Source organism: Roseixanthobacter glucoisosaccharinicivorans, assembly GCF_043195095.2.
Taxonomy (GTDB): Bacteria; Pseudomonadota; Alphaproteobacteria; order Rhizobiales; family Xanthobacteraceae; genus NCEH01.
Genome location: NZ_CM195538.1, coordinates 1,753,640 through 1,765,981, shown reverse-complemented (window position 1 = coordinate 1,765,981; position 12,342 = coordinate 1,753,640). Strand labels below are relative to the sequence as shown.

The following is a 12,342-nucleotide window of genomic DNA, read 5'->3' as shown; positions in this document are numbered from 1 at the left end:
TGGGACGCACGCGATCGTTCTGAGGATGGGCATTCGAACCGGCGTGTGGCAGAGCGGGAATCCCTGCGCCCGTCAAGGCGTATGCTCAAAGTCCGGCGGATGCTTTGCCCTTATGCGGTCTTCACCTCGGGGGCCGAAAGTGGAACCAGGGCTGCTGCAAGTTCCTCGTCGGTCACGGTGGAGAGGGGCTTCAGCAGCTTCGCCGCCCGCGTGCGCTCGCCGGCCCGCATGACGAGGATCACGGTTTCCGCACCCCCGCAGGCGGGATCACCGCAGGCAATTTCGCTGACCGAAACCGAAGCGTCCTCGTCGAGACCCAGAATGCGCCGGACGCTGTCAGCGAGGGTTCGGCTCGCATCGCGCGCACCCTGCCCCTCGCCGCGGCCCCGCATAAACAATCGCACCATAAGATACCTCCCTGGCTGCGTCGCGGCCGTGCCGCGCCGCACACGTGGCGCTCAAAATGTGTCCGACTGATTGCGGCCTTTGCGAGCCAGACGCAGAAATCCCTGGATGAATTGCGTTCCGCGCCCGGCGTCTTCGCGCTCCAGACGCAGCGCCGCCAGGGTCACACGGCCATTTTCCACTTGGCGCACCTCGATGGCCGCATGGCCGAACACGATCCGCATGCCGGGGGCGGGACGATCATCGGTGCGGTCCGCGAAGGCGGCCGCAACGGTGAACGCCTGATCCCTGGGCGGAATCGGCAGGCCGTAAAGCTCACCGATGTCGCCGAGCCGGATATCGCCGGCGAACGGGAAAGCCGCATCCTGCCCCCAGACCAGTTCCTCCAGCATGAACAGCCGATCCAATTGGTGAACCCGCTGCGGCGGTGTCAGCAGGTAGACATAGTCGCGCGCCAGCAGAAGACCCGCTTCTTCGGGGCCGAGGACTTTCCCCTCCCGCACCACCAGGACCATGCGCGCCCAGTCCGGCAGCAGGTCTGCGCGTATGCCGACGGTTCCCGCCGCCACGGGATAGGCCACGAGCTCATGCTCGCTCTGGCCCGGCAGGTCGATCTCGAAGCGCTGCGGCTCACGCAGGGGATCGGCCAGTGCCACATCCAGCCGTCGCGCAGCGAGGGCCAGCGTCCAGCCATGCAGCAAAAGCGAGGTCACCACCACGATGAAGGCGATGTTGAAATAGGCGTGTGCCCCCGGCAGGCCGGCGAGCATGGGGATGGTGGCCAGGAAGATGGAGACGGCGCCGCGCAGCCCGGCCCAGGACACGAACAGCTTCTCCCGGAACGAAAAGCCGAACGGCCACAAGCAGAGGAATACCGTCGCCGGACGCCCGAGCAAGATCAGGAAGGCGGCGACACCCAGCCCCGGCAGTATCGAATCGACCAGGCTGTGGGGCGAAACCAGCAGGCCGAGCATCACGAACATGACGATCTGGCACAGCCAGGTCACCGTATCGTGGAAGCTGGTAATCGCTGCCAGCGCCCGCACCGGCCGGTTGCCCATCACCAAGCCGGCCAGATAAACGGCGAGGAAGCCGGAGCCGTGCAGCACGGAGGTGAAGGCGAAGATCACGATTGCCGAAGCGACCACGAACACGGGATGCAAGCCCGCCGGCAGATCCACCCGGTTGATCATGAAGGTGAGCAGGAAACCTCCGGCGACGCCGATCACAATGCCGAGCACCAGTTCCTGTCCCGCCCCGGCCAGGATGTCCCAGCCCGCATGGGTCGCGCCCGCCATCATCAATTCCACCAGGATGATGGTGAGAAAGACGGCGGCAGGATCGTTGGTGGCGGATTCGATCTCGATCACCGCCCCCACCCGGCGGCCAAGGCGCAGTCCCTGTGCCCGCACCAGGAACAGAACGGCGGCGGCATCGGTGGAGGCAACGATGGCTCCGACCAGCAAACCCTCCAGAAACCCGAGGCCCAGCAGCACCATGGCCGCGCCCGCCACCAGCGCCGCCGTGATGAAGACACCGGCCGTGGACAACAGGAACGCCGGGGCGAGCGCGCCACGCATGGTGGTTGCCCGCATGCGCAGGCCACCGTCGAACAGGATCACCGCCAAGGCGGCCGAACCCACGACATAGGTCGCCCCGTAATCGCTGAAATGAATGCCGCCCGGCCCATCCTCACCGGCGAGCACGCCGATCAGAAGGAAGATCAGCAGCAACGGGGCGCCGAAGCGCGCGGCCAGGAGGCTCGACAGCGTGCCGACCACCACCAGGGCCGCACACACCAACAGCACCAGATTCGATAGGCCGATCACTTCCATACGTGGCTGAATCCCTGCATTCGTCTCAGTTCTGGGACATGCGGCGCTTGCCTGTAGCCCGATTGCGACACTGGGCGTATAAAAACCCCATGTGACGCTAAGGCCAACACAACGTGCCGCGGCAGATCAGCCGAAGATGGATACGACCCATGCCGTCAGATTTCGCTGCCCGTGCCTTTCTGGTCAGGGCGTGCTTGCGTACCGCATCGGGCGCCACGGTCCTGGAACCGGATACCGTTTGCTTCGATCTCGACCTGGCATTGCAGATCGCCGGCGACGATCTTCCCTTCGTGGCGGGAGTCGCGGTGTTTGCCCTGGACGCGGACGGGCAGGTGCTGAGCCGGTTTCCTTTGCTGAGCAAGGGCGTGCAAATTCCAGCACCGCAGGCTGTCGCCCTGGTCTGGCCGACGCCCACGGCGACGAAAGCTATCGCGGCGGCGTGAGGGACGCGCGGATCGCCGGTCAGCCGCGATTCGCCATGAAACGCACCGCCTCGATCGGCGACGTGAAATTGTAGATGCGCACATTCTTGCTGCCGCACAGGTCGCAGCGCAGGGTAATCGTCTCCGCCGCCTTCTCGTCTTGCGCATCCGCCGGCTGAAGGCGGGGCGTCTCAGAGGAGATGATGGAGCGGCGGCGGCATCTTGGGCATTCGGCACAGATCATTTTGCAGTATAACGCCAAAGGGGTCTGCGATCATAGCGATCCGCGCGCCTTGCGGGTATTGAGGAAGAGACCGGCCCAGGCTTGCGGCGGAAGCGCGTCGCCCAGGCCGATGGCTTCCAGGAAGCCGGGCACGATCGACCCGTGTGCCGCAGTCAGCGCATCATAATCGAGCACCGTCACCGAATCGCTCCCGAAACCCTCCCGGAACGGCGCAAGCCGCGCGTCATAATCCCAAAGCCAGGAATCGTCCTCGGTATAATTATATTCCTCGCGCTGAATGGCACCGCCCCACAGATCCCGGACTCTTTCGAGTTGCGCACGATAGGACGCCCGGTAGGCCGCCTTCTCCCGCAGGCAGGCGATGATCCGCACCGGCTGGGGTAGCGCATTGCGCAGCCACGCAACTTCGTCCCCGTGGCGCAACAGGCACACGCCCTCGGCTGAGAACAGGCAGGCTCGACCGGTGTGGGCGGCACCGAATGCCGCAAGCTCCTGCGCCACGGTGCGGCGATAGGTTTCGTCAAAGACCAGCCCGCTGCCGAGGCGGAACGTGGAGGGGCGGTGCAGGCGCATGGCGGCCGCGTGCAATTCCACATGATTATCGGCGAAGTGGCGACCGCTATAAAAAGCGCATCCCGCCTGCAGCAGGGCGTCGCGCGCACCGTCCAACACATGTTGAATCGAAGTGGTGCCGGTCTTGTGGAAGCCGATATGGACGATGCTTCCGGCTCGCTGGATCACCGTCGCGCTCTCCGCTCAGGACCGACTCGCACCCTGTTGTCCCGGCCGCCACTGTGGAACCTCGGGACGCAGCATGCAGAGTTGCATGCCTTGGTCCGATCAAGGATCCGCGTTCGGAAGGTAACGGTCCAGTGGCGTCGCATTGGCGACCCCGGCAGGGCTCGAACCTGCGACCTGCCGCTTAGAAGGCGGCTGCTCTATCCAGCTGAGCTACGGGGCCGGCGCAGCCGTTCTAACATGAACCCGCTGCGGTTTCGCCCCGCGGCGAGCCCTCATCCACCGATGGCGCGGCCCTCAATGGGTCCATTGACCCAGGCGGCGGAAGGCGAAATTGTCCGAATAGGCGATCTTGCGCCGCACCGGCTCGTGCGGCTCGAACACCTGATAGGGAATGCCACGGCGCTCGGCATAAGCCACCGCTTCTTCCTTGGTTTCGAAACGCAGATGAATCTGGCTCTTCATATCGGCGGAGCTGGTGTAGCCCATCAGCGGCTCAACGGAGCGGGCACGCTCCGGCTCATATTCGAGCACCCAATGCTTGGTCTTGCCCACGCCGGACTGCATCGCGTTGCGCGCCGGCTTGAAGATGCGTGCCACCATTGCTCGCTTGCCCCGATGTCTCGCCAGCCCGAAGCCGGAGGTGCGTTCCCCGACAGGCCGCGCCGCCGAAAATTGGTAAGTTGAATGCTTCTAGCGTGGCACGACGGCGCTGGCAATGCGCGCCAGCGCCCCCACCGCCAGCAACACCGGCGGTGGGGATTTGCGTGTCAGGATCAGGAATTGATCATCTTGAGGCAGGTGGCGGCAGCTTCGGCGGAAGCGCGGGCCGTCCCCTGGTTGATCTGGCCAGACATCACGAGGCTCTTGGTCTGGGCGGTAACGACCGAGCGCGCGTCGACGCCGGGCTTGAACTGCGGCGCGGCGGCGGCATAGATCGCCTGCGCATCGGGCGTGAGGCCGGCGGCGCATTTATTGGCCGCGGGGCGATCCGCGAACACCGAGGTGGAGACAAGGCAAAGGCTCAGGGCCGCGATCGTCTTGAAGGTCACAGGCTTCTCCATCGTGATGGCAAGGGACCGCTTCAGCGCACGCCGACTCGGTTCACCGGTCCGCCGGCATTGGCGCCATACCCCGGCGCGCCGACACCAACGCCCGGCGTAACGCCGACGCCGGCGGCACCGGCGCCCACACCAGGACGTACGCCGACCCCGGTGCGATTGGCAACACATCCCGCCGGATAACCGGGACGGGTGCAATAGACGACGCGGGGCGCGGGCCGCACCACGCAGCCCACGGGAACGCCGGGGCCGGTGCAATAGACGACGGCTTGGCTCGGAGTGGGCACGACCGCACCGGCGGCCAGGGCCAGAACGGCTGCGGAAAGCATGACGGCGAGGCGAGGCATGGCTCAACTCCGAGAGAAATCGGTACTAAGCGTTAGGCGTGCGGAGGGACGTTCTCAATGGCGATTCTTGACCCTTCACAGCAATAAATGGGGAAGAATTCCGCCCACATGCCTCGCCCCCTGACGCAGGCGTGCTAAATGACGGTAATTATTTCAGCTTGTCTCAAACTTGGCGCAGCCCGGAGACCGAGGCGCGGAATGGACGAAAACCAGCGATCCTCTAGAGACGCACAAGGCGAGGCGGGCACGTCCCCGGCGTTTGACGACGCTTTCACGCATATGGCGGCGCTGCGCCAGCGGCCCGGCTTCGTGATGGCGGTCGATGAGGCCATGCGCGGGCTCTTGGGCATGTATCGTGGCCACCTGCTGCCAAACCGTATTCTCAACGACCGCGGGCGTCTGGCCCTCGCCTTGTGCACGCTCTATCTGCACCACGAGCCGGACCAGAACGGCGTGGGCCTCACCGTCACGCGGCTGACCAATCTATGCCAGAGCTCCGGAATTTGCAGTCGCGGGCGCGCGAAGGCGATGATCCTGCTGATGCGTTGGGCCGGCTTTCTTGAAGTCGGACGGGCGTCGGATGCGCGCGCGCTCGGCGGCCGCACGCGTCCCTTGGTGCCCACGCCGCGGCTGGTGGATGAGCAGACCCGGCGCTGGATGGTCATCGGTGGCGCTTTGGCGCGCCTCGATCCGGTCGGCGGCCGCATCGTCGCTGAGCTGGAACATCCGGATTTCTTCGGCGCGCTGATTCGGCAACTCGGCCGGCGCTATGTGGCGGGCTTTCGCTTGCTTGAGACTGCCCCCGCACTTGGCCTGTTCGCGGACCGGGACGGCGGGTTCATGATGGCTTTTCTGCTCGCCATGGCCGCTAACGACGCGCATGCGGCCGGTTGCGCGGCGCCCGCCGCCGTGTCCATCTCGGCGCTGGCGCGCGGCTGCCATGTGTCCCGGGCCCATGTCCTGAAATTGGCGCGTGAAGCGGAGGCGGAGGGCCTCGTTGAACGTCTTCCGGGGCTGGAAGGCGGGGTCTTGGGCACGTCCGCCCTGCAGGCCGCAGTGGAAGATTTCTTCGCCGCCGCCTTCTCGACGCTGATGTGCGCCGGACGCGACGCCTTGGTGGAGATGGACGCCCTCAACCAGCGGGGAACCGGCACCATGGCCCATCCCCCGCTGATTCCCACCCTGCCGGACACCGGGCGCGGTCCCGATATCAGGGCCTGAACGCAAGACCAACCCCGCCCTCAGCGGGTGCCCCGCAGGGCTCCGATCCAGTTGCGCGCCGTGGCGAGGTCGGATTGCGTCAGCCCGTGGCCGGCTGGAACCGTGACCTGCTCGACCGCCGCCCCATTCGCCGACAGCATCCGCGCCAGTGCCGCAACATTGTCTGCCGGGACGATGGGGTCCATGGCGCCGGAGAGCATCAGCACGGGCACGCCGGCAAGATCCGCCTCCGGCGCCTGGTCCAGCGGAACCATGGCGCGCAGCAGCACGGCGCCCGAAAGGACTTCAGGCCGAAGCAGCAGCATGGCGGCGGCGATGTTGGCGCCGTTGGAGAACCCGACCGCCACCGGCGCGGCGAGGCCATAGCGCGCGCGCGCGTCTCCAACAAAATCCGCCAGTTCGTTTGCGCGGCGCTTGACGTCCTCGTGGTCGAACACGCCTTCCGCGAGCCGGCGGAAGAAGCGCGGCCTGCCGCCCTCCAGCACCTTTCCGCGCGGCGAGAGCAGCGCTGAATTCGGCGACAGGGCGCGGCCGAGCGACAGCAAGTCGCCCTCATCTCCGCCCGTACCGTGGAGCAGGAGCAGCGGCGCGGCTCCGGGGCGGGGCGCCGGCTCGAAGCGATGGGTGAAGGCGAGCGCGGCGTCCGCGCCTTGAGTGGAAATGGTCATGACAGACCTCGCGTGGCTGGCCCCGCGCCGATGCGCGGCGCGGGTGCGGAATGGTTCTCAAGGATCAGACCAGGGCCGGAAGCACCTGTTCGATGTCCGCCCGGCGCGGTTCGAGGAAGGACGGCAGCTTCAGCGCCTCTCCCAGCTGGGCCGCCGGCTCGTCCACGGCAAAGCCGGGGATATCGGTCGCGATCTCGAACAGCACGTGACCGGGCTCGCGGAAATAGACCGAGCGGAAGTAATTGCGGTCCTTCTGCTCGGTGGTGTGGATGCCGTGGTTCTCCGCCAGCCGCTTCACCATTTCCGCCTCCGCCGCGTCATCGGCGGCGCGGAAGGCGACGTGATGCACGGAACCGGCACCAGCCCGCCCGCGCAGGAAGTCCCCGGCTACGCGCAGATCCACGATGCCGCCGATGGACGCCTCGGTCTTGAAGCGCACCAGGCCGCCCTCGCGGGCCGCTTCGGCAAAGCCGAGCACGTCGGTCAGGATCGCACCGGTCGGGGCCGCATCGGCGACCAGCAGGCTGACACTGTGAAAGCCGCGAATGGCAACCTCGGCCGGGATCTCCCCGGCGCTCCAGGCCGGCTCCTTCTCCGCGCCGGCCACACCGACGAGCGCAAGGCGGGTCCCATCCGGGTCGCGGAAGCTCAGCACGCTCTCCCCGAAGCGCCGCGCCGGAGCCTCATGGGTCACGCCCTTCTCGACGAAGCGATGCGTCCAATAGCCGATCGCGCCTTCCGGCACGCGGAACACGGTTTCCTGTGTCTCGCCAATGCCGAGGCGACCGGGCGCGGCATGTTCCCACGGGAAGAAGGTGAGAATGCTGCCGGGCTGGCCGACCTCATCGCCATAGTAGAAATGATAGGTGCCGGGATCGTCGAAATTGACGGTCTTCTTCACGAGCCGCAGGCCGAGCGTGTCGGTGTAGAAGCTTTTGTTGCGCTGGGCGGGACCGGAAATCGCAGTGACGTGGTGAATGCCGTGCTTGGTCATGGCTGGCTCCTGTGAGCGAAAATTCTGTCCTCCTTGAAATAGAGCAAGCCAATCATTCTTCAACGGCCAGAACATTGCAGAAGCGCAAACAGACTTTGCCCTTTGGGAAACGGCCGTGGCTCAAGCCACAGCCACGGCGTCCGGGGTGCTGGACCGCGCCGCGCGCGCATGCTATCCGCCGGCCTCCTTTTGCTTGGGTCGGACCTATTATGAGGCAGGTGCAGCAGCGACGACGATCTGAAGGCGCGCGCCGGACCGGTGCGTGATCGTTGACGCCTGCCCGCGCGCCCGGCCGTCCGCCGGCGCGGCCCCTTGCTTCCTGCCTGGTTTCCTTCCCATGACCGAACTTCCCGTCACCATTGCGCTCGAATCTCCCGCCGATGCGCCCGCCATCGACAAGCTGCATCGGCGCACCTTCGGGCCCGGCCGCTTCGCCCGCACCGCCTTTCGGCTGCGGGAACAGGCGCCGCATGATCCCGCGCTGTCCTTCGTCGCTTATCTCGGAACCATGATGGTGGGATCGGTGCGCCTGACCCCGATCGAGATCGGCAGCCATCCCGCCTTGCTGCTGGGACCGCTGACGGTGGAACCGCCGTTTCAGTCGGTGGGTATCGGCGCGCGGCTGATGCAGGATTCGATGGCGGCCGCACGGGCGGCCGGCCATGGGCTGATCCTGCTCGTCGGCGATGCGCCCTATTATCAGCGGTTCGGCTTCAAGCCCGTGGCCAGCGGCCGCGTCACCCTGCCCGGCCCGGTGGACCCCGGCCGGCTTCTGGTGGCCGAATTGCAGCCCGGCGCATTCGAGGGTGTTTCGGGAATGGCACGCGGGCGCCCCTCGGCGTAGCACGCCGCCGTTTCCCGGCAGATCCGGCCTCTGGAAACGAAAACGCCCCCGGATCTCTCCGGGGGCGTCGTCATGTTAGGGCGGCGGCACAGGGCCAGCCAGCTCATTCGGCAGCGGCGAAATCCGGGCGGGCGCGTGCCTGACGCTCCCGCTTCAGCAGCTCGGCCACCAGGAAGGCCAGCTCGATGGACTGCTCCGCATTGAGACGCGGATCGCAATAGGTGTGGTAGCGATCGCGCAGGTCTTCATCCGAAATGGCCCGTGCGCCACCGGTGCATTCGGTGACGTTCTTGCCGGTCATTTCCAGGTGCACGCCGCCGGCAAAAGTGCCTTCCGCCGCATGCACGTCGAAGAAGGTCTTGATCTCCGACAGGATGCGGTCGAACGGGCGGGTCTTATAGCCCGAGCCGGCCTTGATGGTATTGCCGTGCATGGGATCGCACGACCAGACCACGGTGCGGCCTTCCTTTTCCACCGCGCGGATCAAGGCCGGCAGATGCTCGCCCACCTTGTCCGCACCGAAGCGGCAGATCAGCGTGATCCGCCCGGCCTCATTGTCCGGCTGGAGGATATCCAGCAGGCGCAGCAGCCCGTCGCCGGACAGCGAAGGGCCGCACTTGATGCCGATCGGGTTACGGATGCCGCGGAAATATTCCACATGCGCATGGTCCGGCTGACGGGTGCGGTCGCCGATCCACAGCAGGTGGCCGGAGGTCGCGTACCAGTCGCCGGATGTGGAATCCACCCGGGTCAACGCCTGCTCATAGCCGAGCAGCAGCGCTTCGTGGCTGGTGAAGATGTCCGTAGTCCGCATCTCCGGATGGGACTGGGGGTCGATCCCGCAGGCGCGCATGAAGTCGAGCGCCTCGGTGATGCGGTTCGCCAGTTCCTGGTAGCGATGGGACTGCGGGCTGTCCTTCACGAAGCCCAGCATCCATTGATGGGCGTTGGACAGGTTCGCATAGCCGCCGGTCGCGAACGCACGCAGCAGATTGAGCGTCGCCGCCGACTGGCGGTACGCTTCGATCTGGCGGCGCGGATCCGGCTGGCGCGCTTCGGGCGAAAAGGCGATGTCATTGACGATATCGCCGCGATAGCTCGGCAAATCCACGCCGTTCACCGTCTCGATGTCGGAGGAGCGCGGCTTTGCGAACTGGCCGGCGATACGGCCCACCTTCACTACCGGGACGCCGCCCGAGAACGCGGTCACCACCGCCATCTGCAGGAACACGCGGAAGAAATCGCGGATGTTGTCGGCCGAATGCTCGTCGAAGCTTTCCGCGCAATCGCCGCCCTGGAGAAGGAACGCCTCCCCCTTCGCCACCTTGGCAAGCTCTGCCTTCAGGCGGCGGGCTTCACCTGCAAAAACAAGCGGCGGGTAGGAGGCAAGCTTGCGCTCCACCTCCTTGAGGGCTTCCGCGTCGGTATAGTTCGGCATCTGCACGACCGGATAAAATCGCCAGGAATCCGGACGCCAGCCTTCGGCGCGGCGAGAGGAGGTCTCGGCGCCAGGGTTGCGGTCGGATACGAAGCGGGTCGTCATGATGCTCTCCATCGGGTCGTCCGGCGGCCTGCCCGGCTGTTTGGGCAAGGCCAACCCCATGATGCGGTGCCGGAACGGCGGCTTATACACCAGCAGCCGGCACAGCGTAAGAGAACCCGTCACCGGCCGCCAGATCAGCCTCATATGGGAATATTCCGCTACGAAAGCAGGGGGGTAGCGTTTGCAGCGGAACGGATTATCTTCACAGAGCAGTGTCGGGGCATTGGCCATGCCGGCCACCGGAGGGTCCGGGAGTTGAAGATGCCGAAGCTTGTGATCTTCCTCGCCAAGCACGCCGCGCTTGGCTTTGCCCTCGCCGTGGCGTTCGTGGGCGGGCTGGTCGCGCTGGATATTGGGCATCTGCGCACCCTGCTCACCGGCAGCGGCGAGGCGTGGCTTCCCGCCTTCGTCTTAACCTTCGCGATGGGTCTCACCTTCTCAAGCGTGCAGATGGGCGTGGCCGTCATGCTGCTGGGTGAGGACGAGCCGCGGCAGCCCGCCGCGCCGAAAGGGGGCCGGCGTGCTCGCGGCCCGGGCGTCCCCGCCTTGCGTCCGGCGCCCGCCCGCGTGCCAGTGCGCCGCTGATCCGATAAGAACCGCGAGCCACGAGATACCGTCTCGCCGGCAGTCCTCTGTCGCAGACCCTGAGCCGATGGACGGATGCCGCGCCCCTCAGCCCGGTTGACCCCCGTACGCGGACGACCCAAAAGGGGGCGAGGGGAGCAAGCATGCTGACGAAAAAAGGTAAATATGGGCTCAAGGCGGCGGTTCATCTCGCCCGCCTCGCCCCAGGCGACTCCGTTCAAGTGGCCGATATCGCCGAGGCGAACCAGATTCCAAAGAAATTCCTGGACGTGATCCTTGGTGAATTGCGCAACGCCGGCATGCTATCCAGCAAGAAGGGGCGCACCGGCGGCTATCGTCTGGCCCGGCCGGCGGAGGAGATCATCGTCGGCGACCTGATCCGTGCCCTGGATGGGCCGCTGGCCGCCCTGCCCTGCGCCAGTCGCAATGCCTATGTGCCGTGCGACGATTGCGACATCGCCCATTGCGAAGTGCGCCTGCTGATGGTGCGGGTGCGCGACGCCATCGGCACCGTGCTCGATACCTACACGCTGGCGCAGATGCGCGATCTCTCCGCCGACCAACTCGGTTCGTTCGTGGATTATATCTGAGCGCGCGGGATTAGTGCCGGTTGGGCCCGAGATACGGCGACGGTGGCTGCGCCGCGAAACGCTGAAGATCGTATTGCGGATAGTCTCGCGCCAGGACTTTCAAGTCAGCCGGGGCGTGCCCGTCCACTGCATAGACCAGCTTTCCGTCCGCCAGCCGCTCCACGCGAACGTCGTGATTATAAGATCGCAGCAGCCCGACCATATCGCGCGCTGCATAGGGCATGGCGCGCTCGACCTCGGGAATCTTGATCCGCTCGTTGAAATAGATCCAGCCGGCCGGGATGGCGAAGCAGAGGAGCAAAAGCACCAGCCCCTTCGACATCTGAACGAAGCGTGGGCCACGTGCCGCATAATCCTCCCGGATATTGATGCGGTCTTCAAAACTGAAACCCATCCGGCCCTCCGCAAAAGGCGCGCGTTTGCGCGATGCGCCAGATGGCAGATATGAAAGACTATGCTTAACGAATATAGCTGCCCGGCGTCGCTTCGTCACTCAGCATGCGTATCCACGACCAATCTTCGATCTAACCGCCGCTGATGGCGGTCAGGACGAAGACATCCATGCCCTGAACCAGGGGTGTCGCCAGCCGGGCGCGCCGGCCGCCAACGAAGATGTTGATGTGTCGACGCACCGCCGGCGTGGAATCACACAGGCGGTCGCGCATCCCCGGCCAGCGGGCATCGAGCGCATGGAGCATCTCGTCAACCGTCGCTCCGCGCAGCCACACCCGCCGCTCCGCGCCGGGAAAAAGCCGGACCAGATGGTCCGGCAAGCGCACGAGCACCTCGGGCTTCGTATGCGTGCCGCTCTTTTCGGCGTCATCCATGCGCATCATCCTGCCACG

Annotated in this window: 17 protein-coding genes and 1 tRNA gene; 5 read left to right on the top strand and 13 right to left on the bottom strand. The window is 65.9% G+C overall.

Translation table 11 applies throughout. The features are described from left to right. Positions 1-110 precede the first annotated feature (110 nt). Both V5F78_RS07940 and V5F78_RS07935 read right to left on the bottom strand, forming a co-directional pair. Positions 111-407: a hypothetical protein gene (locus V5F78_RS07940; protein WP_394071542.1), complete on the bottom strand. Its 297-nt coding sequence runs from the start codon at positions 405-407 to the stop codon at positions 111-113. 51 nt (positions 408-458) lie between these two features. Next, positions 459-2,240, bottom strand: a complete 1,782-nt coding sequence (locus V5F78_RS07935; RefSeq protein WP_394071543.1) for a potassium/proton antiporter — start codon at positions 2,238-2,240, stop codon at positions 459-461. Between the two features lie 149 nt (positions 2,241-2,389). Here V5F78_RS07935 and V5F78_RS07930 point away from each other — a divergent pair, with 149 nt between their 5' ends. Further along, positions 2,390-2,683 (top strand): hypothetical protein, encoded by a 294-nt coding sequence (locus V5F78_RS07930; RefSeq protein ID WP_394071544.1) that lies wholly within the window; start codon positions 2,390-2,392, stop codon positions 2,681-2,683. 19 nt (positions 2,684-2,702) lie between these two features. On the opposite strand, the gene V5F78_RS07925 is transcribed toward V5F78_RS07930, so the two are convergent. The 6 genes from V5F78_RS07925 to V5F78_RS07900 form a co-directional block, all read right to left on the bottom strand. Then, positions 2,703-2,906, bottom strand: a complete 204-nt coding sequence (locus V5F78_RS07925; protein WP_394071545.1) for a hypothetical protein — start codon at positions 2,904-2,906, stop codon at positions 2,703-2,705. A 30-nt stretch (positions 2,907-2,936) separates the two neighbouring features. After that, complete coding sequence (locus tag V5F78_RS07920) at positions 2,937-3,647, bottom strand: hypothetical protein (RefSeq protein ID WP_394071546.1); 711 nt, start codon at positions 3,645-3,647, stop codon at positions 2,937-2,939. A 143-nt stretch (positions 3,648-3,790) separates the two neighbouring features. Continuing rightward, positions 3,791-3,867 (bottom strand) — tRNA-Arg (locus V5F78_RS07915). A 74-nt stretch (positions 3,868-3,941) separates the two neighbouring features. Further along, positions 3,942-4,247: an ETC complex I subunit gene (locus V5F78_RS07910; protein WP_394071547.1), complete on the bottom strand. Its 306-nt coding sequence runs from the start codon at positions 4,245-4,247 to the stop codon at positions 3,942-3,944. Positions 4,248-4,420: 173 nt separating this feature from the next. Beyond that, positions 4,421-4,696, bottom strand: coding sequence for a hypothetical protein (locus tag V5F78_RS07905; protein WP_394071548.1), 276 nt, complete (start codon positions 4,694-4,696; stop codon positions 4,421-4,423). A 32-nt stretch (positions 4,697-4,728) separates the two neighbouring features. Then, positions 4,729-5,052: a hypothetical protein gene (locus tag V5F78_RS07900; RefSeq protein WP_394071549.1), complete on the bottom strand. Its 324-nt coding sequence runs from the start codon at positions 5,050-5,052 to the stop codon at positions 4,729-4,731. 198 nt (positions 5,053-5,250) lie between these two features. On the opposite strand from V5F78_RS07900, the gene V5F78_RS07895 reads away from it, so the two are divergent. After that, the gene (locus V5F78_RS07895; RefSeq protein WP_394071550.1) at positions 5,251-6,273 is read left to right on the top strand and encodes a hypothetical protein; all 1,023 of its coding nucleotides are present in this window, start codon (positions 5,251-5,253) and stop codon (positions 6,271-6,273) included. A gap of 20 nt (positions 6,274-6,293) precedes the next feature. Here V5F78_RS07895 and V5F78_RS07890 read toward each other — a convergent pair whose 3' ends face one another. Then, on the bottom strand, positions 6,294-6,941 hold the full coding sequence (locus tag V5F78_RS07890) for an alpha/beta hydrolase (protein WP_394071551.1): 648 nt from the start codon (positions 6,939-6,941) through the stop codon (positions 6,294-6,296). Positions 6,942-7,005: 64 nt separating this feature from the next. Further along, a complete protein-coding gene (locus tag V5F78_RS07885; RefSeq protein WP_394071552.1) occupies positions 7,006-7,935 on the bottom strand; it encodes a ring-cleaving dioxygenase in 930 nt (309 codons plus the stop codon). 337 nt (positions 7,936-8,272) lie between these two features. On the opposite strand from V5F78_RS07885, the gene V5F78_RS07880 reads away from it, so the two are divergent. Beyond that, positions 8,273-8,779 carry a GNAT family N-acetyltransferase gene (locus tag V5F78_RS07880; RefSeq protein WP_394071553.1) on the top strand — a complete coding sequence of 169 codons (507 nt, stop codon included), beginning with the start codon at positions 8,273-8,275 and terminating at the stop codon, positions 8,777-8,779. Between the two features lie 103 nt (positions 8,780-8,882). On the opposite strand, the gene V5F78_RS07875 is transcribed toward V5F78_RS07880, so the two are convergent. Beyond that, complete coding sequence (locus V5F78_RS07875; protein ID WP_394071632.1) at positions 8,883-10,322, bottom strand: class II 3-deoxy-7-phosphoheptulonate synthase; 1,440 nt, start codon at positions 10,320-10,322, stop codon at positions 8,883-8,885. A 261-nt stretch (positions 10,323-10,583) separates the two neighbouring features. Between V5F78_RS07875 and V5F78_RS07870 the strand changes: the two genes are divergently transcribed. Both V5F78_RS07870 and V5F78_RS07865 read left to right on the top strand, forming a co-directional pair. After that, positions 10,584-10,907: a hypothetical protein gene (locus V5F78_RS07870; protein WP_394071554.1), complete on the top strand. Its 324-nt coding sequence runs from the start codon at positions 10,584-10,586 to the stop codon at positions 10,905-10,907. A 143-nt stretch (positions 10,908-11,050) separates the two neighbouring features. Beyond that, positions 11,051-11,497 (top strand): RrF2 family transcriptional regulator, encoded by a 447-nt coding sequence (locus V5F78_RS07865; RefSeq protein ID WP_394071555.1) that lies wholly within the window; start codon positions 11,051-11,053, stop codon positions 11,495-11,497. Between the two features lie 10 nt (positions 11,498-11,507). Here the strand turns inward: V5F78_RS07865 and V5F78_RS07860 are convergent, their stop codons facing one another. Then, entirely contained in the window at positions 11,508-11,891 is a 384-nt protein-coding gene (locus tag V5F78_RS07860; protein WP_509276695.1) for a hypothetical protein, read from the bottom strand. A gap of 130 nt (positions 11,892-12,021) precedes the next feature. After that, positions 12,022-12,324, bottom strand: a complete 303-nt coding sequence (locus V5F78_RS07855) for a ubiquitin family protein (protein ID WP_394071557.1) — start codon at positions 12,322-12,324, stop codon at positions 12,022-12,024. Between the last annotated feature and the right edge of the window lie 18 nt (positions 12,325-12,342).